18 protein-coding genes are annotated in these 22781 nt (G+C 72.0%); 12 read left to right on the top strand and 6 right to left on the bottom strand.

Translation table 11 applies throughout. The annotated features are described in order from the left end of the window. Positions 1–118: 118 nt before the first annotated feature. From ACIBTS_RS43745 to ACIBTS_RS43730, 4 genes are all read right to left on the bottom strand, one after another. Entirely contained in the window at positions 119–1156 is a 1038-nt protein-coding gene (locus ACIBTS_RS43745; RefSeq protein ID WP_399326765.1) for a DNA-3-methyladenine glycosylase family protein, read from the bottom strand. A 162-nt stretch (positions 1157–1318) separates the two neighbouring features. Further along, on the bottom strand, positions 1319–2683 hold the full coding sequence (locus ACIBTS_RS43740) for a coenzyme F420-0:L-glutamate ligase (RefSeq protein ID WP_399326763.1): 1365 nt from the start codon (positions 2681–2683) through the stop codon (positions 1319–1321). Then, on the bottom strand, positions 2680–3639 hold the full coding sequence (gene cofD, locus ACIBTS_RS43735) for a 2-phospho-L-lactate transferase (protein WP_319677149.1): 960 nt from the start codon (positions 3637–3639) through the stop codon (positions 2680–2682). Before cofD ends, ACIBTS_RS43740 begins: the two co-directional genes overlap by 4 nt. Before the next feature lie 173 nt (positions 3640–3812). After that, positions 3813–4364, bottom strand: a complete 552-nt coding sequence (locus ACIBTS_RS43730) for a cysteine dioxygenase (RefSeq protein ID WP_399326760.1) — start codon at positions 4362–4364, stop codon at positions 3813–3815. Positions 4365–5098: 734 nt separating this feature from the next. On the opposite strand from ACIBTS_RS43730, the gene ACIBTS_RS43725 reads away from it, so the two are divergent. From ACIBTS_RS43725 to ACIBTS_RS43715, 3 genes are all read left to right on the top strand, one after another. Continuing rightward, positions 5099–5368, top strand: a complete 270-nt coding sequence (locus ACIBTS_RS43725; protein WP_020128551.1) for a WhiB family transcriptional regulator — start codon at positions 5099–5101, stop codon at positions 5366–5368. A gap of 183 nt (positions 5369–5551) precedes the next feature. Then, positions 5552–9274 carry a glycosyltransferase gene (locus tag ACIBTS_RS43720; RefSeq protein ID WP_399326758.1) on the top strand — a complete coding sequence of 1241 codons (3723 nt, stop codon included), beginning with the start codon at positions 5552–5554 and terminating at the stop codon, positions 9272–9274. Then, the gene (locus ACIBTS_RS43715; protein WP_399326756.1) at positions 9271–10797 is read left to right on the top strand and encodes a DUF5719 family protein; all 1527 of its coding nucleotides are present in this window, start codon (positions 9271–9273) and stop codon (positions 10795–10797) included. The genes ACIBTS_RS43720 and ACIBTS_RS43715 overlap by 4 nt, the downstream gene beginning before the upstream one ends. A 53-nt stretch (positions 10798–10850) precedes the next feature. Here the strand turns inward: ACIBTS_RS43715 and ACIBTS_RS43710 are convergent, their stop codons facing one another. Then, positions 10851–11231 carry a metallopeptidase family protein gene (locus ACIBTS_RS43710; protein WP_319676405.1) on the bottom strand — a complete coding sequence of 127 codons (381 nt, stop codon included), beginning with the start codon at positions 11229–11231 and terminating at the stop codon, positions 10851–10853. A gap of 374 nt (positions 11232–11605) precedes the next feature. Here ACIBTS_RS43710 and ACIBTS_RS43705 point away from each other — a divergent pair, with 374 nt between their 5' ends. The 8 genes from ACIBTS_RS43705 to ACIBTS_RS43670 all read left to right on the top strand — a co-directional run bounded on the left by ACIBTS_RS43705 (position 11606) and on the right by ACIBTS_RS43670 (position 20366). Further along, positions 11606–12022, top strand: coding sequence for a DUF3499 domain-containing protein (locus ACIBTS_RS43705; RefSeq protein ID WP_399326754.1), 417 nt, complete (start codon positions 11606–11608; stop codon positions 12020–12022). A gap of 492 nt (positions 12023–12514) precedes the next feature. Then, the gene (locus tag ACIBTS_RS43700; protein ID WP_399326752.1) at positions 12515–13879 is read left to right on the top strand and encodes a phosphomannomutase/phosphoglucomutase; all 1365 of its coding nucleotides are present in this window, start codon (positions 12515–12517) and stop codon (positions 13877–13879) included. 168 nt (positions 13880–14047) lie between these two features. Beyond that, positions 14048–14218, top strand: coding sequence for a Trm112 family protein (locus tag ACIBTS_RS43695; protein WP_190149712.1), 171 nt, complete (start codon positions 14048–14050; stop codon positions 14216–14218). 140 nt (positions 14219–14358) lie between these two features. After that, positions 14359–15492 (top strand): SIS domain-containing protein, encoded by a 1134-nt coding sequence (locus ACIBTS_RS43690; protein WP_399326750.1) that lies wholly within the window; start codon positions 14359–14361, stop codon positions 15490–15492. Positions 15493–15578: 86 nt separating this feature from the next. Then, positions 15579–16730, top strand: a complete 1152-nt coding sequence (gene manA / locus ACIBTS_RS43685; protein WP_399326748.1) for a mannose-6-phosphate isomerase, class I — start codon at positions 15579–15581, stop codon at positions 16728–16730. A gap of 163 nt (positions 16731–16893) precedes the next feature. Next, complete coding sequence (locus ACIBTS_RS43680) at positions 16894–17874, top strand: cation diffusion facilitator family transporter (RefSeq protein WP_399326746.1); 981 nt, start codon at positions 16894–16896, stop codon at positions 17872–17874. A gap of 274 nt (positions 17875–18148) precedes the next feature. Beyond that, positions 18149–19606: an adenosylhomocysteinase gene (gene ahcY, locus ACIBTS_RS43675; RefSeq protein WP_079661871.1), complete on the top strand. Its 1458-nt coding sequence runs from the start codon at positions 18149–18151 to the stop codon at positions 19604–19606. A 145-nt stretch (positions 19607–19751) separates the two neighbouring features. Next, the gene (locus ACIBTS_RS43670; RefSeq protein WP_399326743.1) at positions 19752–20366 is read left to right on the top strand and encodes a hypothetical protein; all 615 of its coding nucleotides are present in this window, start codon (positions 19752–19754) and stop codon (positions 20364–20366) included. A 17-nt stretch (positions 20367–20383) separates the two neighbouring features. Here ACIBTS_RS43670 and ACIBTS_RS43665 read toward each other — a convergent pair whose 3' ends face one another. Next, the gene (locus ACIBTS_RS43665) at positions 20384–21328 is read right to left on the bottom strand and encodes an RDD family protein (RefSeq protein ID WP_399326741.1); all 945 of its coding nucleotides are present in this window, start codon (positions 21326–21328) and stop codon (positions 20384–20386) included. 130 nt (positions 21329–21458) lie between these two features. On the opposite strand from ACIBTS_RS43665, the gene ACIBTS_RS43660 reads away from it, so the two are divergent. Next, positions 21459–22466, top strand: coding sequence for a stage II sporulation protein M (locus ACIBTS_RS43660; protein WP_399326739.1), 1008 nt, complete (start codon positions 21459–21461; stop codon positions 22464–22466). Positions 22467–22781: the final 315 nt, after the last annotated feature.

Genomic DNA, 22781 nt, shown 5'->3' with positions numbered 1-22781 from the left:
ACATCTCGACGCCCGTCGGGAAATCCAGCCCGCCGGCGTTTGAGGACGAGGCCCCTTCAGGGCCGATCGGGGTCTGGGGCGGAGCCCCTCAGGTACCGCGACCCCAACAGGGGCCCACCTACAACCGGCCGATGTCGGTCTTCGGCATCTTCGGAGCCCGCCGCGCCGGCGTCCGTCCGCTCAGCAGAATCAACCGAGCCGCCCGATGCCGCTGCCCCGCATAGGGCTCCAGCAACTCCAACATCGCGGCATCATCGGCATCCCGGTCCCCGGCCAGCGCCCACCCCACGATCCCCGGCAGATGCAGATCCCCCACGGTCACCGCATCGGCGGCGCCATGACTGCGCTGCACCACCTCCGCAGACGTCCACGGCCCGATCCCCGGCACGACCTCCAACCGAGCCTGAGCAGCGGCAGGTTCCATACCCACCGCCTGCTCCAGCCGCGCAGCGACCCGCACCGCCCGCAGAATCGTCGACGCCCGCTTGTTGTCGACCCCCGCCCGATGCCACTCCCACGACGGAATCAACGCCCACGTCCGAGGCGCCGGCATCACCCACAACCGCCCGCCCGCCGCAGGCCCCGGGGCGGGCTCCCCGAACTTGCGCACCAACAACCGCCAGGCCCGGTACGCCTCGTCGGTCGTGACCTTCTGCTCCAGCACGGACGGGATCAACGACTCCATCACCAGCCCGGTCCGTGTCAGCCGCAATCCCGGCCGCCGATGCCGGGCCGTCGCCACCACCCGGTGCCGAGGCACGAACGCCTCCGGCGCATCCGCGGCCCCGAGCAGCACCGGCAACTGCTCGAGCAACCACTCGGCCCCCGGCCCCCAGGCCTCCCCGCGGACCACGCCGCCGCCGGTCACGGCGACCCGCAGCGTCCCCGGCCCGGCAGGGGTGAGGCAGGCCCGCCACACGGAGCCGTCCGGCATCGCCCGGAACGTCGGATCCCCCGGCCCGCGCCGAAGCGGCCCGAGCACGAGCCCAAGATCGAGCGCCCCCTCCGGGACGTACTCCCGCACCCGAACCCGCACCTGCTCCGGCCCCGCCCCCGACACCTGCCGCGGGACCCCGCCAGGCCCGGTGCCGGGCACCCCGGCATGCCCGCCGCGCACGGTCGTACGCGTGGGCCGAGGATCGAACCGTCCTGCCACGAATGAAGTCCCAGGTCGACGAAGAGGCTGCTTTTAGAGACTAGGCGCACCCACGCACATCACCGCACCCCACACACGGCCACGTACCTCACAGGCACCAGGCATGTGACCGCACCCGTACAGCTCCGCGCATGTGACCGCACCCGTACAGCACCGCGTATCTCACCGCACCTCGACAAACCTCTCCACCTCCCGTTCCCCCCGGGCCCGAGGCTCCTCAGCCGCGTGGCCGACCGCCACCGCGCCCATCGGATCCCACCCCTCCGGCAGCTCCAGCACCTGGCGCACCACGTCCCGGCAGAACATCGTCGACGACACCCACGCGGACCCCAGCCGCTCCCCGGCCAGCGCGACCAGGAAGTTCTGCACGCCGGCGCCGGTCGCGACCACGAACATCTCCCGCTCGGCCGCGTCCCGCCGTGCGTCCCCGTAGGTGTGCGAGCCGTCCATCACCAGACACGGCACCACCAGATAGGGCGCGTTGCGCAGGACGTCACCCCGCCGCACCCGCTTGGCGATGGACTCCTCGGACTTCCCGTCCCGCCGCAGATCCGCGATCCACGCGTCCCGCATGGCGTCCAGCAGCCGGACCCTCGACTCCTGCGACTCCAGCAGCACGAACCGCCACGGCGTCGTGTGATGCGGTGCCGGCGCGGTGACGGCCGCCGCGACGGCCCGCCGTACCGCCCCGGGATCGACCGGCTCGTCGGTGAAGGACCGCACCGTCCGCCGCTGCGTGACCGCCAGCCGCACCGCCTCGGACGTCCCTAGCCGGAACATGTCGTCGCGGGCCCCCCGCACCATGACCCGCGCGCCCTGGGCCTCCCCGTCGGACCCGTCGTCCCCGCCGTTCTCGTCGGTTCCACCGATCCCGCCGTCCCTGGTGACGACGACATGCCCCAGCCCCCGCACCACGGCCACGGGCAGCCCGGCCGCCTTTCCCTTCACGAGGTCCCCCGCGGCGGCCAGCTCGTCCGCCGTGGCGACGACCGTCGCGCTCAGCGGGTTGCCGTGGGCGTCCGTGCCGCCGCGCAGATCGTCCAGCACCCGCACACCCGCGGCGCCGATCGCCACGTCCGTGAGCCCCGCGCGCCAGGGGCGTCCGAAGGTGTCGGTGACGACGACCCCGACGTCGACGCCGAGGGCGTCCCGCAGGCCGGCCCGGATCGCCCGCGCCGACGCGTCCGGGTCCTCGGGCAGCAACAGCACCGTCCCCGAAGGGGTGTTGGAGGCGTCCACGCCCGCCGCCGCCATCACCAGCCCCTGCCGGTTCTCGACGATCCGCAGCGGCCCGCGCCGCGCCACGACCCGTACGGTCTCGGCGTCGATGGCGGCCTCCCGGTCCTGTGCCCGGACGATCCGCCCCTCCGCCTTGGAGACGATCTTCGAGGTGACGAGCAGCACGTCCCCGTCGACGAGCCCCGGCTCGGCGGCGGCGATCATCTTGGCGAGGTCGTCCCCGGCCTGCACCTCGGGCAGGCCGCCCACGGCCCAGACCCGGTAACCGCTCTCGACGGATCCGCTCATGCCCCCCGTACCTCCTCCGCCAGCTTCAACGCCTCCCGAGCCATCTGCGCGGTCGCGTCGAGGTCGCTCATCATCAGCGGCACGGCCCGGCAGCGGATCCCGGCCGCCTCGACCCGCTCCACGGCGCCCGCGTCCACGGTGTCGACGAGCCAGCCGTCGAGCAGTCCCGGCCCGTAGTGCTCGGCGACCGCCGCGGCCGTCGACTCCACGCCGACCGCCGCGAGCACCTTGTCGGCCATGCCGCGCACCGGAGCGTCCCCGACGATGGGGGAGAGGCCCACCACCGGCACCCCGGCCTCGGCGATCGCCTCGCGGATGCCGGGCACGGCGAGGATCGTGCCGACGGAGACGACCGGATTCGACGGCGGGAAGAGCACCACGTCCGAGCCCGCGATCGCCTCGAGCACCCCGGGCGCGGGCTTCGCCTGCTCGGCGCCGACGGGCACGACCGCCTGCGCCGGCACCGACGCCCGCAGCCGCACCCAGTACTCCTGGAAGTGGACGGCCTTGTGCTCGCCGTCGACCTCGACCGCGACATGCGTCTCGACCCGGTCGTCGGTCATCGGGATCAGCCGCACCCCCGGCTTCCACCGGTCGCACAGCGCCTCGGTCACCGCGCTCAGCGGATACCCGGCGCCGATCATCTGCGTCCGCACGATGTGCGTGGCGAAGTCCCGGTCGCCCAGCCCGAACCAGCCGGGCCCGGCGCCGTACGCCGCGAGCTCCTCCTTCAGATGGAAGGTCTCGTCGGAACGACCCCAGCCCTGCTCCTCGTTGATGCCGCCGCCGAGCGTGTACATCACCGTGTCGAGGTCCGGGCAGACCTTCAGCCCGAAGAGATGGATGTCGTCGCCGGTGTTGCCGATGACCGTGATGTCCGCGTCCGGCACGGCCTGCTTCAGACCGCGCAGGAACCGGGCACCGCCGATGCCGCCTGCCAGAACCACAATGCGCATGAGAGCAAGTCTTGCAGGCGACCACGACAACGCGACGGCCGGTTGTGGACAACCGCCCCCCTGTGGATAACCAGCTCACCCGTACGAGCCGCCGCCCCGCCCACGCGCCGCCCCGCCCACGCGCCGCCCCGCCCACGCGCCGACCGCGCCCACACGCCGCCCGCGCCGCAGGCCTACGCGCCGACCGCGTCCACCTGTTCGGAGGGCCCGAGGGCCGCGCACGCGATGGGGCTCCGGGTCCCTGCGGTCGGGCGCAGCGAGGACTGGGGGAGCATCGGCATCTCCGTCAGGCCCGGGAAGTACACGTGCAGGCTCACCGCCGGCACCAGCGCGTCGTTGACGACGTCGTGCGCGTACCCCGGAGCGAACACCCGCTGTGTTCCCGCGCCCAGTACCCGCGTGCCGCGCTCGGTGTGCTCGGTCAGCTCGCCGTCCAGGACCGTGAGCACGCCGCTGGAGCGGCCGTGGTCGTGCGGCCCGCTGCCCTGACCGGGCACCCAGGACAGCAGCCACACCTCGTAGCCGGGGCCGGTCTGCAACCGGTGGTACCAGCGGGTCGTGGCGTCGTACCGGACCAGGTGCTCCCACCGGCCACGGTCGGCGGCGACGGAGCGGGCCAGGCCGACGAAGTCGGCGACGGTGGCCGGGTGCTCGCGCGGTGCCTGCAGGAGGTGGGGGACTTCGAGGATGTCGCCGGCGATCTGGAGGTCGCTGTCGCTGTTCATGGAGTGCGGTGGTTCCTCGGCGGGAGAGGCGGAAGGAGTGGGGGGCTTGCTGGGTGTCGCGTACCGTCCGCCCGGATCACGGGTGGAACAGGGGCGCCCTGGTGTGGGCCAAGGGGAAACAGCAGCCGAGTCGCGGTGGACTCAGAAGGAGCAGCCGGAGCGCGTTGGGCTCAACAGCTGGAACAACGACAACAGCTACAGCGAGCGCAGGCAGCACCGTGGGACCCGGCGGAGCCGGTCGAGGTGAGTGCCAAGTTCGCGAGCATGCCCACAAGGACATCGGTTCACACCTTCACTGTCAACCCGACGCCCGGTATGTGGGACATGGTTCACCTCTTCCGGTCCATCTGTGAGGTGAAAGGTTTGTGCACACGCCGACCGGGACACATGGCGCACAAGCCGGGCGCACAAGCCTCGTGGCGACCTCGTGATCCGACTGTGATCCGGTTCGCTTCCGCGCGCGTGCCGCAACGGGATCGAACTTCTGGACGTCCTTCCTCGTGCAAGCGCTGTGCGGGGCCGTGGTCCTCCGGGGCTTCATCTGCTTGTCAAGGTTTATGGCGATTTGAACACTTACTGCATGGCCTTGGTTCCGCAGAGTGAATAAGGGGCCCAATAGCAGATCTCGGCTTGACTCGCCCGGAGCAGCACACTTGTAATTTCACTCGTGTCGTTCAGCCGAAATCGGTAACGGCCACGTCACGGGGACGCGAAAGACAGAGCGAGGGGCGCACATGACCGAGCTGGTGCAGCAACTGCTGGTCGACGTCGACGACGCGGACGAGGAACTCGGCTGGCAGGAGCGCGCGCTGTGCGCCCAGACCGATCCCGAGTCCTTCTTCCCCGAGAAGGGCGGCTCCACCCGCGAGGCCAAGAAGGTCTGCCTCGCCTGCGAGGTCCGCTCCGAATGCCTCGAGTACGCCCTCGCCAACGACGAGAGATTCGGCATCTGGGGCGGCCTGTCCGAGCGGGAGCGCCGTCGGCTGAAGAAGGCGGCGGTCTGAGAACCGCCCGCTCCACAGAGGTACGTCCGCACAGGCCCAACGGCCCGTCGCAGGTGGGTTGTCCACAGGCGGCGGGCCGTCGTCCTGCCCAGCCGATAGTGTGGGCGCTCGTCCGAGACACCCCGCCGCCCGCGCGCGGCGCCGGCGTCCACCGCAGTCCATCGAACCGGGGCCCGTACCTCGATGTCCGTGCACAGCCACACGGCAGCCCATCACGACAGCGCTGCCACACCTGAGTTCCCGCGTCATGTAGTGACCGCGGTGATCGTCTCCCACGACGGTGCCCGCTGGCTGCCCGACGCGCTCGCCGGGCTGCTCGGCCAGGAGCGCCCCGTGCAGTCCGTCATGGCCGCCGACACCGGCAGCTCGGACGCCTCCGCGCAGCTGGTCACCGACGCCCTCGGTGACGACCGCGTCCTGCACCTCGCCCGGCGCACCGGTTTCGGCCAGGCCGTCGAGGAGGCCAACCGCACGGCCCCGGTCCTCACCCCCGAGGAACTGCCCTACCTGAAGCGCCCCAGCGGCTGGGACCCCGTCACGCGCACGTGGCGCGACGACGCCTACGACCTGCCGGACCTCCCGCACGGAGAGCCCGTCCAGTGGCTGTGGCTGCTGCACGACGACTGCGCCCCCGAACCGCACGCGCTGGCCGAAATGCTGCGCGTGGTGGAGAACGAACTCGAACTCGGCCGGGACGACGTGGCGATCGTCGGCCCCAAGCTCCGCGGCTGGTACGACCGCCGCCAGCTCCTCGAGGTCGGTGTCACCATCGCCCACTCCGGCCGCCGCTGGACCGGCCTGGACCGCCGCGAACAGGACCAGGGCCAGCACGACCACGTCCGGTCCGTGCTGTCCGTGTCCACCGCCGGCATGCTGATCCGCCGCGACGTCTTCGAACAGCTCGGCGGCTTCGACCGCCGGCTGCCCCTGATGCGCGACGACGTCGACCTGTGCTGGCGGGCGCAGGCCGCGGGCCACCGCGTCCTGATCGCCCCCGAGGCCGTCGTACGGCACGCCGAGGCCGCCTCCCGCGAGCGCCGCACCGTCGACTGCGCGGGCCGCACCAGCGCCTCCCCGCACAAGGTCGACAAGGCCGGCGCCGTCTACACCCTCCTCGTCAACAGCCGCACCGCCCTGCTGCCCTGGATCCTGGTGCGCCTGGTCCTCGGCACGCTGCTGCGCACGGTCGCCAATCTCGTCGGCAAGGTCCCCGGACAGGCCCTCGACGAGATCCGCGGCCTGTTGGGCACCCTGCTGCGCCCCGAGCGGATCATCGCGGGGCGGCGCAGCCGCGGGAAGCCGACGGTCGGCAAGGACGAACTGCGCCCCCTGTTCCCACCGCCCGGCGCGACCGTGCGGGCCACCGTCGAACAGGTCGCCGGCGACCTCTTCGGCTCCTCCGACCCCGAGGCCGTCTCCGGCGCGGGCCGGCACGGCGGCGCCGTCGAGTCAGGACCGGGCGGCGACGACGCGGACTTCCTGGAGATCGAGCAGTTCGCCCGCCTCAAGCGCATCGCCCGCAAACCCGGCCCGGTGCTCTTCCTGATCCTCCTGTTCGTCTCCCTGGTCGCCTGCCGCAACCTCCTCGGCGGCGGCGCGCTGGCGGGCGGCGCCCTGCTGCCCGCCCCGGCCGACGCCTCCGAGCTGTGGTCGCGCTACCTCGACGCCTGGCATCCGGTCGGCGCGGGCGGCACCCCGGCCGCCCCGCCCTACCTCGCGATCATCGCGACGCTGGCCACCCTGCTGCTCGGCTCGACCGGACTCGCCCTCACCGTGTTGCTCGTCTGCTCGGTGCCCCTGGCGGGCGTCACCGCCTACTTCGCGTCCCGCCCGCTCGTCGAATCGCGCCTCCTGCGCGCGTGGGCGGCCGTCGTCTACGCCTTCCTGCCGGCCGCCACCGGCGCCCTCGCCGGCGGCCGCGTCGGCACCGCCGTCCTGGCCGTCCTGCTGCCGCTCATCGCCCGCGCGGGCGTCGCCGCGAGCGGCCTGACCCATGCCTCCGGCGCCCGCGGCAGCTGGCGCGCCACCTGGGCGTACGCGCTGCTGCTGACGATCACCACCGCGTTCACGCCGATCATCTGGCCCGTCGCCCTCGTCCTCGGGCTCGCGGTCCTGGCCGTGCGCCGCCGCGACATCACCGCCCACGGGCTGCGCTTCCTGGCCCAGCTGGGCACCCCGCTGCTGATCCTCGCGCCCTGGTCGCTGTCCCTGCTGCCGTTCGGCTTCTTCACCCAGGCCGGCCTCGACTACGGTCCCTCGACCGCCACCGCGCTCGACCTGCTCGGCGCCAGCCCCGGCGGCCCCGGCACCGTCGACGGCCTGATGCTCATCGGCATCGTGCTGGCCGCGCTGGCCGCCCTGCTGCGCTCCGAGCGTCACTTCGGCGTCTGGGCGGCCTGGGCGGTCGCCCTGGTGGGCCTCGTCCTCGCGGTCCTGTCCAACAGCTCCACCTGGGCCGGCCCCGCCACCCTCGTCTACGGCCTCGCGCTCCTCGCCGCCGCCGTCATCGGCGCCGACGGGGCACGCACGCGTGTCGCCGAGCAGAGCTTCGGCTGGCGCCAGCCGGCCGCCGTCCTCATCGCCTTCGCCTCGGCAGCGGGCCCGCTGCTCGTCGCCGCAGGCTGGATGATCGGCGGCGCCGACGGCCCCCTGGAGCGCCGCGACCCCGTGCAGGTGCCCGCGTTCGTCGCCGAGGAGGCCGGCAACCGCGACCAGGCCCGCACCCTCGTCCTCGACAGCGCCTCCACCGCCCACGTCGGCTACATGCTGGTCCGCGGCTCGGGAGCCCGCCTCGGCGACGCCGAACTCGCCGCGGCCGACGGCGAGAACAAGCAGCTCGACAAGGCCGTCGCCAACCTCGTGGCCGGCTCCGGCGCCGACCAGGCCGACGAACTCGGCAAGTTCGCCGTGGGCTACGTCCTCGTCCACAAGGGCGCACCCCGCGAGGTCACCCGCGTCCTGGACGCCACACCCGGCCTGAAGCGGCTCAGCCAGCAGGACGGCAGCGCCCTGTGGCGGGTGAACCAGGAGGTGTCCCGCGCGGCGATCGTCGCCGACTCCGGCAAGGGCACGGCGACCTCGGTCCCCGCGGGCCCCGTCGACATCCACACCACCGTCCCCGACGGCTCCGGCAGCCGCGTCCTGCGCCTGGCCGACGCCGCCGCCGACGGCTGGACGGCCACCCTGGACGGCAAGGCCCTCACCCGCACCACCGTCGACGGCTGGGCCCAGGGCTTCGAACTCCCCGACTCCGGCGGGAAACTGGACGTCACCTACGACGACCCGTTCACCCACACCGCCTGGCTGTGGGCCCAGGGCTTCCTCGCCCTCGTCCTGGTCGTCCTCGCCCTCCCCGGCCGCCGCCCCGACGTCGACGACGACCTCCCCGAGGAGGAACCGATCCCCGCCCAGGCCGCGGAGGGCGAGGGCCGCCGCGCCCGCCGCCTGCGCGCCCAGGCCGAGGCCGAGACGGACACCGAAGAGCCCACCCGGGCCGACGAGTTCCCCGCTCCTCCGCAGGAGGAGCAGGTACCCGTCGCGGTCCCGCAGCAGCAGTCCTACGGCATGGGGGTCCCCCCGGGCGAGCAGGATCAAGCCTGGGGAAGGGACCAGACGGGCTACCAGGGCGCCGAGTACACCGCCTACACCGCCGAGCAGTACCAGAACACCCAGCAGTACCCGGCGGACGGCGGCTACGACCAGCAGTCCTACGACCCCTACCAGGCCGGCCAGTACGACCCGTACGCCTACGACGGCCAGGCCCAGCAGGCGCCGTACGACCCGGCCTACCAGCAGCAGGGCTACGACCCGTCGGCCTACGGCCAGGGCGGCTACGACCCCGCCTACGACCCGGCCCAGCACCCCCACGGCACCGGCAGCGAGCGCCCCGACGGGAGCCAGCAGTGAACCGCACCACCCTGTCCCTGATCGCCGGCACGGCCGCACTCGCCGCCGTCACCGGGTTCGCCACGCTCAACCAGCCGGACACCCCCGGCCCGGACACCGCCAAGGCGGCCGCCGAACTGCCCGTGGAGCGCACCAGCCTGCTCTGCCCCTCACCCAGCACCTCCGACCTCGCTGAGACGTCGTACACGTCGTTCACGCCCGTCACCAAGGGCACGGACGGTGACGGCACGGCCCGGCTCACCGCCGCCGCCGAGGAGTCGGCGGCCGCCGCGGGCAACGCGAAGAGCGGCAAGGCGACCGGCAAGGCCGGCACCAAGAAGAAGACGGCGGCGAAGCCCGTGCTCACGCCCAAGGCGCCCGGCACCCCGGCCGTCGGCGACACCACCGGCGGCGCCGCGCCCGCGCTCCTGGGCACCGCCGAGGGGAAGTTCGCGCCCGGCTGGACCGTCCAGGAGACCACCGAGGTCGCCGCCGGCACCGGCCGCGGCCTCCAGGGCGTCACCTGCACCGCGCCGGACACGGAGTTCTGGTTCCCGGGCGCCAGCACGCTCGCCGACCGCACGGACTACGTCCACCTCACCAACCCGGACGACTCCGCCGCCGTCGTCGACATCGAGCTCTACGGCAGGACAGGCGCCCTCGCGACGACCGTGGGGGAGGGCCTCACGGTCCCGGCGCACTCCAGCGAGCCGATCCTGCTGTCCACGCTCATCGCCGAGAAGCAGGAGGACCTCACGGTCCACGTCAACGTGCGCAGCGGCCGCGTGGGGGCCACCGTCCAGGCCCTGGACGCGAAGCTCGGCGGCGACTGGCTGGCCGCCTCCACCGACCCGGCGGCCGCCCAGGTCATCCCGGGCATCCCCAAGGACGCCACGGCCGTCCGTCTCGTCGCTTTCGCGCCCGGCGAGGCCGACGCGGACCTGAAGGTCCAACTCGCCTCCCCTTCAGGGCTGATCACCCCGGCCGGACACGAGACGCTGCACGTCAAGGCGGGCATGACGACCTCGGCCGACCTGGGCGACGTCACGCGCGGGGAGGCCGGCTCCCTGATCCTGACCCCGACGGGCTCGTCCGTGCCGGTGGTCGCGGGCGTACGCGTCCTGCGCGGCAAGGGCGCCAACCAGGAGTCGGCGTTCATCCCCGCCACCGCGCCGGTCGGCACGCGCGCGTCCGTCGCCGACAACAGCGCCAAGGGCTCCACCCTCTCCCTGACGGCCCCCAAGGGCACCGCCAAGGTCAAGGTCACCGCGTCCGCGGGCAGCGGCGGCGGCACACCCGTGTCCAAGACGTACACGGTCAAGGCGGGCACCACACAGGACGTCGAACTCCCCGTCCCCACCGGCCTGAAGGGCACCTACGCGCTCACCGTGGAACCCCTCACGGACACCCCGGTCTACGCCTCCCGCACCCTGGCGGCGACCGAGGACGGCGTCTCCGGCTTCACGATCCAGACCCTGCCGCACGACCGGGGCACAGTGGCCGTGCCGGAGGCCGACGAGGACATCGCGGTGCTGCAGAAGTAACCCGAAAGGGCTGCCCGGGTCCCTCGAACGAGGGGCACGGGGGCGGGCGGTGGTCAGTCCTCGCCGTAGCGCGGGTCCACCGTCTCCGGAGTCAGCCCGAGCAGCTCCGCGACCTGCTCCACGACCACCTCGTGCACCAACGCGGCCCGCTCGTCACGCCCCTTGGAGCGGATCTCGACCGGCCGCCGGTAGACGACGACCCGCGCCCGCCGCCCCTCACGCGCGGGAACCGTCCCGCCCAACGGGACGGCCTCGTCGTTCCACGGCTCCGGGGTCGCGTCCAGGCGCGGCACCTCCAGCACCACGAAGTCGATGTCGGCGAGCTGCGGCCACCGCCGCTCCAGCCGCTCCACGGAGTCCTGCACGAGATCCGCGAACACCTCGGCACGGCTGGCGGCCAACGGCACCTGGGGCGGCGCGATCGGCCCCCGCATGCCCCGGCCGTGGCGATCGCGACGACGGGGTCCGGGGCCTGCGGCGGGGGGCGGTACGGGGCTGTCCATCACTACTGAAGCGTAGTCCCCGCCGCAGCCGGCGCCCGGCACACCGCACGGCACCGCACGGCATCCGGGCCGCGTTGGGCCGCCATACACGGCATGTCGCGGGATGACCATTCCAGCCAAGGTTGGGCTCGATTCCGTATCTCTCCCAGAGCGGCGAACTCATGGCAATTGATGCCGTTTGTGCCGAGTGGTGACCGCGGGCCGCCGTCTTCCTGCGTTTAATGACTGGTGTTCGCGCAGGTCAGCGGGGTATGACTGGAGTGGCGCGTGGGGCGTTTCACAACCCGACACGGTGGAGTGACCTGGTGGAGAGTCGTCGCGGCCCGCTCAAGAGTGCGGTACCGTCCAACGTCGTGAGCCCTGTACGTCGCTGTTCGCGCACCGCCTGCGGCCGACCCGCCGTCGCGACGCTGACGTACGTCTACGCCGACTCGACCGCGGTCCTCGGCCCGCTCGCCACCTACGCCGAACCCCACTGCTACGACCTGTGCGCCGAGCACTCCGAGCGCCTCACCGCCCCGCGCGGCTGGGAGGTCGTCCGCCTCCTCGACGGTTCGGCTCCCGCGCGGCCCAGTGGAGACGATCTGGAAGCGCTTGCCAACGCGGTCCGTGAAGCGGCGCGTCCGCAGGAGCGTGCGGCCGGTGGCGGTGCCCGCACGGCGGACCCGATGGAGGTCGCCCGCCGCGGCCATCTGCGGGTACTTCGCTCACCGGACAACTGAGCGGTTCCCGCCCTCCACGAGAAACCGCTTTCTGGATGCCGCGATCCTGGCCGCAATGAGGGGCCGCAATGAGGGGCCGCAATGAGGGGCCGCAATAAGGGGCCGCACACCCGGCCGGACACGGCGACCGCAAACGCGACCGGAATCGTGACCGGAAACGTGATCCTCCCGTCGGTCGCATGAACAGCCGACCAGGCCTGCGCGCGACCCGAGTTCCCGCCCCGGCCCACGGAACGGCCTTCGCCGCCGCCCAGTTCGCCGAACCCCCGACCACGCCTCCACGCAACTCACCGACCTCGGCGCCGCCTTGGCGAGCACCTGTCACCCGTGCCCGGCCGGTCCGGCGGCGCCGCCTCCTCGCTCACCGGTCCTGGACCCGATGCTGCCGTAGCACCGGCCCGACCTCGGACGACGGCCCCACAGCGGACCAAGAACCGGCCCGGGTAGTTTGTGGGGACCCACAGGACTACAGGGACTTCAGGAAGGTTGGCCGTGGCTGCTGATCTGTCACAGATCGTGAAGGCGTACGACGTACGCGGGGTGGTCCCGGACCAGTGGGACGAGTCACTGGCCGAACTCTTCGGCGCGGCCTTCGCCCGGGTGACCGGCGCCGAGGCGATCGTCGTCGGCCACGACATGCGCCCGTCCTCACCCGGCCTCACCGGCGCCTTCGCGCGCGGCGCGGCGGCACTGGGCGTGCACGTCACCGAGATCGGCCTGTGCTCCACGGACCAGCTGTACTACGCCTCGGGCGCACTGAACCTGCCCGGCGCCATGTTCACGGCCTCGCACAACCCGGCCCAGTACAACGGCATCAAGCTGTGCCGCGCGGGCGCCGCCCCCGTCGGCCAGGACACGGGCCTGACGGAGATCCGCGAGCTGGTGGAACGCTGGACGGACGCCGGCGCCCCCATAGCCGCCGCACAGCCGGGAACGATCTCCCGGACCGACACGTTGAAGGACTACGCGGCACACCTGCGCGCCCTCGTCGACCTGACCTCCATCCGCCCCCTGAAGGTCGTGGTCGACGCGGGCAACGGCATGGGCGGCCACACCGTCCCCACGGTGTTCGAGGGCCTGCCCCTGACCCTCGTCCCCATGTACTTCGAGTTGGACGGCACCTTCCCCAACCACGAGGCCAACCCCCTGGACCCGGCGAACCTCGTGGACCTGCAGCAGCGCGTCAGTGAAGAGGGCGCCGACCTCGGCCTCGCCTTCGACGGCGACGCCGACCGCTGCTTCGTCGTCGACGAGCGGGGCGAGCCGGTCTCCCCGTCCGCGATCACGGCCCTGGTCGCCGCCCGCGAACTCGCACGCAACGGCGGCAAGGGCACCGTCATCCACAACCTGATCACCTCCTGGACCGTCCCCGAGGTGGTGAGCGAGAACGGCGGCACCCCCGTCCGCACCCGCGTCGGCCACTCCTTCATCAAGGCGGAGATGGCCCGCTCCGGCGCGATCTTCGGCGGCGAACACTCCGCCCACTACTACTTCAAGGACTTCTGGAACGCCGACACCGGCATGCTGGCCGCCCTCCACGTCCTCGCCGCCCTCGGCACCCAGGACGGCCCCCTCTCCGCCCTGGTCTCCGCCTACGACCGCTACACCGGCTCCGGCGAGATCAACTCCACGGTCGCCGACCAGGCCGACCGCATCGCCGCGATCAAGGCGGCCTACGGCCACCGCGAGGACGTCACCCTCGACGAACTCGACGGCCTCACCGTCTCCTCCGCCGACTGGTGGTTCAACGTCCGCCCCTCCAACACCGAACCCCTCCTGCGCCTCAACGCGGAAGCCCGCGACGAACCGACGATGACCAAGATCCGCGACGAGGCCCTGGCCATCATCCGTTCCTGAACCCCGCCGGGAGCCGGCCCGGGAGCACAACCCCTGGCCGGGTCCCACCCGCCCCCACCGCGCCCCGTCCAACCCCCACACCCCACCCGCACCAGCGGTACCCTGACCAGGCACATCCGCACACGGCCCCACACACCCGCACACCCCCACACGCCGAAGGGAAACCCCATGCCGCTCGAAGCCGGCCTCCTGGAGATCCTCGCCTGCCCCGCCTGCCACGCCCCCCTCAAGGAGCAGGACACAGAGCTGATCTGCACAGGCCAGGACTGCGGCCTGGCCTACCCCGTCCGCGACGGCATCCCCGTCCTCCTCGTCGACGAGGCCCGCCACCCCGCATAACCCCACACCGGGCGCCGGGCACCGCGCAGCCGCGCCCCACCCGACGCCAGGACCCCCCAGCCGGGCGACCACGCCCCGCAGGGCATCTCGCCCCCGGCCCCGCAACCCGACGACGCCTTAGGCGATCGGAGACTGCCGCCATGCTCGACGACTCTCTGCTCGACACGCCGGAGGCCCTCGCCGAGGCCGACCGCCGAGCCCTCCTGCGCGGCGCGGCCGAAGCCGGCGCCCGCGTCCGCACCGCCGCCCGGCACGCGGCCGAGGCCGGCGTCCACGACCTCGCACCGGACGGCCGCCCCCGCGCGATCCTCATCGCAGGCCCCGGCGCCGCCGCCACCTGCGTCGCCGACCTCCTCGGCACCCTCGCAGGCGCCTCCTGCCCCGTCATCCACCTGACACCCACCGGAGTCGCCCCCGCCGCGGGCGCCCTGCGCTGGGAACTCCCCGGCTGGGCCGGATCCGTGGACCTCCTCCTCATCGCCACCCCCGACGGCAGCGAACCCGGCCTCTCCCTCCTCGCCGAGCAGGCCTACCGCCGAGGCTGCACCGTCGTCGCCGTGGCCCCCGCCCACACCCCCCTCACCGAGGCGCTCAGCGCCACGCACGGCCTCTTCGTCCCGCTGGCGACCGCCCCGTACGAACAAGACGAGCAGCCCCCCGTCGCCGCCTCCGCGCCCGGCGTCCTCTGGGCCCTCCTCACCCCCCTCCTCGCGCTCCTCGACCGCATCGCCCTGCTCTCCGCCCCGCCCGAGGAGATCGAGAAGGTCGCCGACCGCCTCGACCAGATCGCCGAACGCTGCGGTCCCGCCATCGCCACCTACAGCAACCCGGCGAAGACCCTGGCCGCCGAACTCGCCGACACCCTCCCGGTGATCTGGACCGAAGGCACCTCGGCCGGCCCCGCGGGCCGCCGCTTCGCCGCCGCCCTCGCCGAACTCGCCGGCCGCCCCGCCCTCGTCGCCGAACTCCCCGAGGCGCTGGCCGGACACAGCGCCCTCCTCGCCGGCCCCCTCGCCGCCAGCGCCGACCCGGACGACTTCTTCCGCGACCGCGTCGAAGAGCCCCCGGCCCTGCACGCGCGCGTGGTGCTGCTGCGCGACCGCCCCATCGGCGGCCTCACCGCCGCCCCGGCCGCCCGCGACCTGGCCCTCAGCCACGACACGCCGATCAGCGAACTCGAACCGGAGGCAGGCGACGAACTCGTCACCCTCGCCGAACTGATCGCCACCACGGACTTCGCCGCCGTCTACCTGGCGCTCGCCTCACAGGGTTGACGGGGGCCACACGCTCGTCACGCCCGGGCTCGACCCACAGCCCGACGACACAGTCAGCCGGCCGGACAGACAGGCAGAGAAACCCGATGGACCGCCTCGACAACGCCATCCGCCCCTACGCCTGGGGCTCCCCCACCGCGATCCCGCACCTGCTCGGCACCACACCGACCGGCGAACCGCAGGCCGAGATGTGGATGGGCGCCCACCCGGGCGCACCCTCCCGCACCGGCCGGGGCACCCTCGTCGAGGTCATCGAGGCCGACCCGCAACGCGAACTCGGCGAGCCCACCGTCACCAAGTTCGGCCCCCGCCTCCCCTTCCTCCTCAAGATCCTCGCCGCCGGCGCCCCCCTCTCCCTCCAGGTCCACCCCGACCTGGAACAGGCCAAGGAGGGATACGAGGACGAAGAACGCCGCGGCATCCCCGTCGACGCCCCCCACCGCAACTACAAGGACGCCAACCACAAACCCGAACTCATCTGCGCCCTCACCGAGTTCGACGGCCTGTGCGGCTTCCGCACCCCCGCACACGCGGCCGACCTCCTCGACGGCCTCGGCGTCGACTCCCTCAAGCCGTACGTCGACCTCCTGCACGCCCACCCGGAAGACGCCGCCCTGCGCGAGGTCCTCACCGCGATCCTCACCGCCGACCCCGAGGACATGGCCCACACCGTCGCCCAGGCCGCGGCCGCCTGCGACCGCCTCGGCGGCGACTACGCCCCCTACGCCGGCATCGCCCACCACTACCCCGGCGACCCCGGCGTCATCGCCGCCATGCTGCTGAACCACGTCCGACTCCAGCCCGGCGAAGCCCTGTTCCTCGGCGCCGGCATCCCGCACGCCTACCTCAGCGGCCTCGGCGTCGAGATCATGGCCAACTCCGACAACGTCCTGCGCTGCGGCCTCACCCCCAAACACGTCGACGTCCCCGAACTCCTGCGCATCGTCCGCTTCGAACCCGGCGACCCCGGCGTCCTGCGCCCCGAGGCCACCCCCGACGGCGAAGAGGTCTACGACACCCCCATCGACGAGTTCCGGCTCTCGCGCCACGTCCTGCCCACCGGTGCCCCCGCCCGCGACCTCACCCTCCCGACCCCGCAGATCCTGCTCTGCACCGCCGGCTCCGTACAGGCCGGCGAACACGAACTGACCCCCGGCCACTCCGTCTTCGTCCCCGCGGGCGAAAAAGCCGAAGTGTCCGGAACCGGCACGGTCTTCCGCGCCACCGTCGTCGCCTGACACCCACCCACCACACAGCGCACCAGACGGCCCACCGCACAGCCGGGCGCGCTCCCGCCGGACCGGGCTGCAACAATGACCCACCGGCAAAGGACGGGCAAAGCCCACCACGGGCCCCGCCCTGCACGGCGAACGCACGAAGGCGAAGGGACAACCCGAACACATGAGCGCGTCAGGCGGCACCAAGGCGATCGTGGCGGCACTCGGCGCCAACCTCGCGATCGCGGCATCGAAGTTCGTGGCGTTCGCGTTCAGCGGCTCATCATCGATGCTCGCCGAAGGCGTGCACTCGCTCGCCGACTCCGGCAACCAGGCCCTGCTCCTCATCGGCGGCAAGAAGGCCCAGCGCGAAGCCACCCCGCAACACCCCTTCGGCTACGGCCGCGAGCGCTACATCTACGCCTTCCTCGTCTCCATCGTCCTCTTCTCGGTCGGCGGCATGTTCGCCATCTACGAGGGCTACGAGAAGATCAAGCACCCGCACGACGTCGAACACTGGTACTGGCCCGTCGGCGTCCTCGCCTTCGCGATCATCGCCGAAGGCTTCTCCTTCCGCACCGCCATCAAGGAGTCCAACGAACTGCGCGGCGCGCTCTCCTGGTCCCAGTTCGTCCGTCGCGCCAAGGCCCCCGAGCTGCCCGTCGTCCTCCTCGAGGACTTCGGCGCGCTGATCGGCCTGGTCCTCGCCCTCGGCGGCGTCGGCCTCGCCCTCCTCACCGGCGACGGCATCTGGGACGGCATCGGCACCGTCTGCATCGGCGTCCTCCTCGTCCTCATCGCCCTCGTCCTCGCCGCCGAGACCAAGTCCCTTCTCCTCGGCGAGGCCGCCGGCCTGCAAGAGGTCCAGAAGATCGAGGCCGCCATCGTCGACGGCGACACCGTCACCGGCGTCATCCACATGCGCACCCTCCACCTCGGCCCCGAAGAGCTCCTGGTCGCCGCCAAGATCGCCGTCCAGCACGACGACACGGCCACCCAGGTCGCCACCGCCATCAACGCCGCCGAGGCCCGCATCCGCGCCGCCGTCCCCATCGCCCGCGTCATCTACCTCGAACCCGACATCTACAGCGAGGCCGAGGCCGCCAAGGGCCCCGACCGCGAGGCCACCCCCGGCGGCCCCGGCCAACACCCGACCGAGCACTGACCCGACCCCGCTCCCGGTCCGTGAACGGCGCGATCTGATCGGAGGCGGACTGGGGCCGCCCGCGCCACCGGTGTAGCTTGGAACGGAGCCAGACGTCGCTGCTGATGGCGGTCGGGCGGTCCCAGCACGGACCGACCGAGGGAGAGAGGGCCTCCGACGGACTGCGCTGCGCGTACTGCGGGCATGCCTGGGCCCCTTCGGGCACCCCTGTGTCCGCCGCCGCGCAGACCAGCCGTACCCACTCTCTCGAACCGACCCCGAGGAGCAGCACCCCATGACGACTGTCGACAACCGACAGGACTTCAAGGTCGCCGACCTCTCCCTGGCCGCCTTCGGCCGCAAGGAGATCACCCTCGCCGAGCACGAGATGCCCGGCCTCATGGCGATCCGCAAGGAGTACGCCGAGACCCAGCCGCTGGCCGGCGCCCGCGTCACCGGCTCCCTGCACATGACCGTGCAGACCGCCGTCCTCATCGAGACCCTGGTCGCCCTCGGCGCCCAGGTCCGCTGGGCCTCCTGCAACATCTTCTCCACCCAGGACCACGCGGCCGCCGCCATCGCCGTCGGCCCCGCCGGCACGCCCGAGAACCCCCAGGGCATCCCGGTCTTCGCCTGGAAGGGCGAAACGCTGGAGGAGTACTGGTGGTGCACCGAGCAGGCCCTGACCTGGCCGGACAGCCCCACCGGCGGCCCCAACATGATCCTCGACGACGGCGGTGACGCCACCCTCCTCGTCCACAAGGGCGTCGAGTACGAGAAGGACGGCAAGGTCCCCTCGGTCGACACCGCCGAGAACGACGAGCACCGCGTCATCCTCGAACTCCTCAACCGCACCATCACCGACGGCTCCCAGAAGTGGACCCAGCTCGCCTCGGAGATCCGCGGCGTCACCGAGGAGACCACCACCGGCGTCCACCGCCTGTACGAGATGCAGCGCGACGGCGTCCTCCTCTTCCCCGCGATCAACGTCAACGACGCCGTCACCAAGTCGAAGTTCGACAACAAGTACGGCTGCCGCCACTCCCTGATCGACGGCATCAACCGCGCCACCGACGTCCTCATCGGCGGCAAGACCGCAGTCGTCTGCGGCTACGGCGACGTCGGCAAGGGCTGCGCCGAGTCCCTCCGCGGCCAGGGCGCCCGCGTCATCATCACCGAGATCGACCCCATCTGCGCCCTGCAGGCCGCGATGGACGGCTACCAGGTCACGACCCTCGACGAGGTCATCGACAAGGCCGACATCTTCGTCACCACGACCGGCAACAAGGACATCATCATGGCCTCGGACATGGCCAAGATGAAGCACCAGGCCATCGTCGGCAACATCGGCCACTTCGACAACGAGATCGACATGGCCGGCCTCGCCAAGCTCCCCGGCATCGTCAAGGACGAGGTCAAGCCCCAGGTCCACACCTGGACCTTCCCCGACGGCAAGGTCATCATCGTCCTCTCCGAGGGCCGCCTGCTGAACCTGGGCAACGCCACCGGCCACCCGTCGTTCGTGATGTCCAACTCCTTCGCGGACCAGACCCTGGCCCAGATCGAGCTGTTCACCAAGCCCGACGAGTACCCGACCGGCGTCTACACCCTGCCCAAGCACCTCGACGAGAAGGTCGCCCGCCTCCACCTGGACGCACTCGGCGTAAAGCTGACCACGCTCCGCCCCGAGCAGGCCGCCTACATCGGCGTCGAAGTCGAGGGCCCCTACAAGTCGGACCACTACCGCTACTGAGCCACTGAGCCCGAAGGTCCAGAGCCCATAGTCCGCAGCACCTCAGAGACAGGCCCCCGCACCCCCGTGTCGGGGGCCTGCCCCTTCGGTCGCCCCGGCCAGACCGCCGCGGCACCCGACCAGCCCGTCACACCCCAGGACCCCGATGCCCCGCGGCCGATATTCGCTCCACGATCCGCACGATCACACCCCCTTCGCACACGAACACTTCCACTGCGCCCCCGGCCCCTCCGGCTGGCGCTACGTCTCCCAGCTGACCACCCCCACCGGCGACCCCACCGGCTCCGTCGACCTCACCCTCGACGACCTCGGCCGCCCCCTGCGCCTCGAACTCCACGCAAGCAGCTGGCAGGTCCGCGGCGCAGCCCTGGACGGCGTCACCTGGGTCCGCACCGACCCCACCGGCGCCCACGCCACGGAAGGCAACGTTCCCGCCCACGCCTTCACCGGCACATCCCCCGCCTTCCTCATCGCCACCACCCGACTCCTACGCCTCACTCCCTCCTCCCCGGCAACCCGGGTACGCCTCGTCGCCTTCACCGAACCGGTCCTCGCCCCCCGCACCGTCGACCAGTCCTGGGCCTTGCTGAGAAGCGAAGCACACGCCACTGACAACGGCCCCCTGACCGTGGACGAATACCAGGTCACAGCCCTGGACACCGGCGAACAGCACACCGTGCACATCGCCGGCGACGTCGTCCTCGCAGCCCCCGGCATCGAGCTCGAAGACCTCGAAACACCCCCGTCGACCTTCGCCTGAACCCACCCCGGACAGCCCTACGCCGGCGGCACGAACCCCGTACCCGACCCCTCGGACCGATCACCGGCCAACCCCTCCACGGGCGCCACACGCGACGGAGCGGGCGCACCAGACGGGGTCGGCGGGCCGTACGACGCCGGCGGACCGTAGTTACCCGCCCCACCGTCCACAACCCTGCCTCCACCCTCGGCCACGGGCGGCCCCGCAACCGGACCACTGCCGAAGGCCCGCCGAGCTTCCCGGACCTGCCGCTCCTGCACCACCGCAGCCAGATACGCGGCCGGTGGCACCCCCGGCGGCACCGGAGCCCCCGTACGCACCGCGAGATCACCGGCCAGCCGCTCGGCCATCGCCCAACCGATCTGCGGGTCCAGCTGGCTCATCCGCCCCAGGTACTGCCGGATCGCCAGCCACAACCCGTCCGGCACCGCCGAAAGATCCAGCCTCTGGAACCGACCCGCCAGCCAAGGCGGAGGCGGCGGCACCAAACCGGACCGCCCCACCGGCACCCGCTCCCGGACCACCAACGTGCCGGCGAAGACATCACCGAGCCGTCGCCCCCGAGCCGACACCAGCGAGGCGATACAGGCCACCACCCCGATCGTCAGCAGAATCTCGACCACACCGATCGCGCCCCGCACCAGCGCATGCCGGAACCGGATCGGCCCACCGTCGTCCCGCACCACCCGCAACCCACACGCCATCTTGCCCAGCGAGCGCCCATGGCTGAGCGTTTCGAACGCGATCGGCCCACCCACCAGCACCAGCAGGAACGTGGCGATCGACAGCGCGATCCGCGCCGCCTCGTCCAAGGACGCGGTCGACGCCACCAGAGCGATGCTCACGACGATGTAGACCACGAAGGCCACGACCAGATCCAGCAATGTCGCCAACGCCCGGCTGGGCAGCCTGGCAGGCCGCAGCTCCAGCGCCACGGCCTCACCCGTCACCAGCTCGCTCACGTCCGTCGTCCCTTCCCTGACCTGCCCCGGCAACGGCCAGTCTGCCAAGCTGAGAACACATCGCGCCCCAGTACGACAAGCTGACATCCACCACCGGCCGCCGACGAACAGCCGAGGAGCAGGCACACCGATGGACCTCGACGTCTTCGTCTCCGCCCACCGAGCCGAATGGGACCGCCTCGACGCCCTCCTGCGCCGCCGACGCAACCTCACCGGCGCCGAGACAGACGAACTCGTCACCCTCTACCAGCGCGCCGCCACCCACCTCTCCCTGATCCAGTCCAGCGCTCCCGACCCCCAGCTCACCGGCCGGCTAACCCAACTCGTGGCACGCGCGCGCAGCGCGGTGACAGGCACCCGACGCGCCTCTTGGCGCGACGTGACCCGCTTCCTCACCCGGGGCTTCCCCGCCGCGGTCTACCGGTCGCGCCATTGGTGGGTACCGACGGCGCTCCTGTCCACCGCCGTCGCCGCCCTCCTGGGCTGGTGGATCGGCACCCACCCGGAGGTCCAGTCCTCCATAGCCGCCCCCGATGAGCTCCGCGCGCTCACCCGACCCGGCGGCCTGTACGAGACGTACTACTCGAGCCACCAGGCCGCCGCGTTCGCCGCCCAGGTCTGGACGAACAACGCCCAGGCAGCAGCGATGTGCCTGGTGCTCGGCGTCTTCCTAGGTCTACCGGTCCTCTGGATCCTGTTCCAGAACATGCTCAACCTCGGCATCGGAGCCGGTCTCATGTCCTCGGCCGGCCGACTCGACACGTTCCTCGGCCTGGTCCTCCCGCACGGCCTGCTGGAACTGACCGCGGTCTTCGTCGCAGCCGGAACCGGACTCCGCCTCGGCTGGACCGTCATCGACCCCGGGCCCCGCACTCGTCGGACCGCCCTCGCCGAAGAAGGCCGAGCCGCGGTGGGCATGGCCATCGGCCTCGCCCTGGTCCTCTTCGTCTCCGGAGCCATCGAAGGCTTCGTCACCCCCTCCGGCCTGCCCACCTGGGCCCGCATCACCATCGGCATCGCAGCCGAACTGGCCTTCCTCATGTACGTCTACGTCCTCGGCGGCCGAGCCGCCCGAGCCGGCGACACGGGCGACGTCGAGGCGATCGAGCGCAGCGCCACGGTGCCGACAGCCGCCTGATGTGCGTACGGCCCGGCTGAGCTGCTACTCTCCTCTTCGCCCCGCAAAAGCCGTTGACACGGAGTGCGCGGGGAGGTAGATTCGAACAGTTGCCTGGAACTGGACATGGTCCGGTCGGCAGCGGTTAGTATCTGTCAGCCTCGTGAATCTCTGATTCCACAGAGGCCCCCCGATAAGTCGGAATGAATAGCCGGTCAGACCGGCTCGAAACTTCTGATAAAGTCGGAACCGCCGGAAAGGGAAACCGCGAAACGAAAAACGCGGAGAACCTGGAAAGCACCGAGGGAATCGGATCGGAAAAAGATCTGATAGAGT

It is taken from the genome of Streptomyces sp. NPDC050121 (assembly GCF_044460385.1).
GTDB lineage: Bacteria > Actinomycetota > Actinomycetes > Streptomycetales > Streptomycetaceae > Streptomyces > Streptomyces soliscabiei.
Note: the sequence above shows the minus strand (reverse complement) of the source record. Positions and strands in the feature narration are given on the sequence as shown.

Excerpts from the sequence above, each read along its gene's own strand:
- ACIBTS_RS43740 (WP_399326763.1), bottom strand. The coding sequence starts at position 2,683 with ATGAGCGGATCCGTCGAGAGCGGTTACCGGGTCTGGGCCGTGGGCGGC.
- cofD (WP_319677149.1), bottom strand. The coding sequence starts at position 3,639 with ATGCGCATTGTGGTTCTGGCAGGCGGCATCGGCGGTGCCCGGTTCCTG.
- ACIBTS_RS43730 (WP_399326760.1), bottom strand. The coding sequence starts at position 4,364 with ATGAACAGCGACAGCGACCTCCAGATCGCCGGCGACATCCTCGAAGTC.
- ACIBTS_RS43725 (WP_020128551.1), top strand. The coding sequence starts at position 5,099 with ATGACCGAGCTGGTGCAGCAACTGCTGGTCGACGTCGACGACGCGGAC.
- ACIBTS_RS43720 (WP_399326758.1), top strand. The coding sequence starts at position 5,552 with ATGTCCGTGCACAGCCACACGGCAGCCCATCACGACAGCGCTGCCACA.
- ACIBTS_RS43710 (WP_319676405.1), bottom strand. The coding sequence starts at position 11,231 with ATGCGGGGGCCGATCGCGCCGCCCCAGGTGCCGTTGGCCGCCAGCCGT.
- ACIBTS_RS43695 (WP_190149712.1), top strand. The coding sequence starts at position 14,048 with ATGCCGCTCGAAGCCGGCCTCCTGGAGATCCTCGCCTGCCCCGCCTGC.
- ACIBTS_RS43690 (WP_399326750.1), top strand. The coding sequence starts at position 14,359 with ATGCTCGACGACTCTCTGCTCGACACGCCGGAGGCCCTCGCCGAGGCC.
- manA (WP_399326748.1), top strand. The coding sequence starts at position 15,579 with ATGGACCGCCTCGACAACGCCATCCGCCCCTACGCCTGGGGCTCCCCC.
- ACIBTS_RS43680 (WP_399326746.1), top strand. The coding sequence starts at position 16,894 with ATGAGCGCGTCAGGCGGCACCAAGGCGATCGTGGCGGCACTCGGCGCC.
- ahcY (WP_079661871.1), top strand. The coding sequence starts at position 18,149 with ATGACGACTGTCGACAACCGACAGGACTTCAAGGTCGCCGACCTCTCC.
- ACIBTS_RS43670 (WP_399326743.1), top strand. The coding sequence starts at position 19,752 with ATGCCCCGCGGCCGATATTCGCTCCACGATCCGCACGATCACACCCCC.
- ACIBTS_RS43660 (WP_399326739.1), top strand. The coding sequence starts at position 21,459 with ATGGACCTCGACGTCTTCGTCTCCGCCCACCGAGCCGAATGGGACCGC.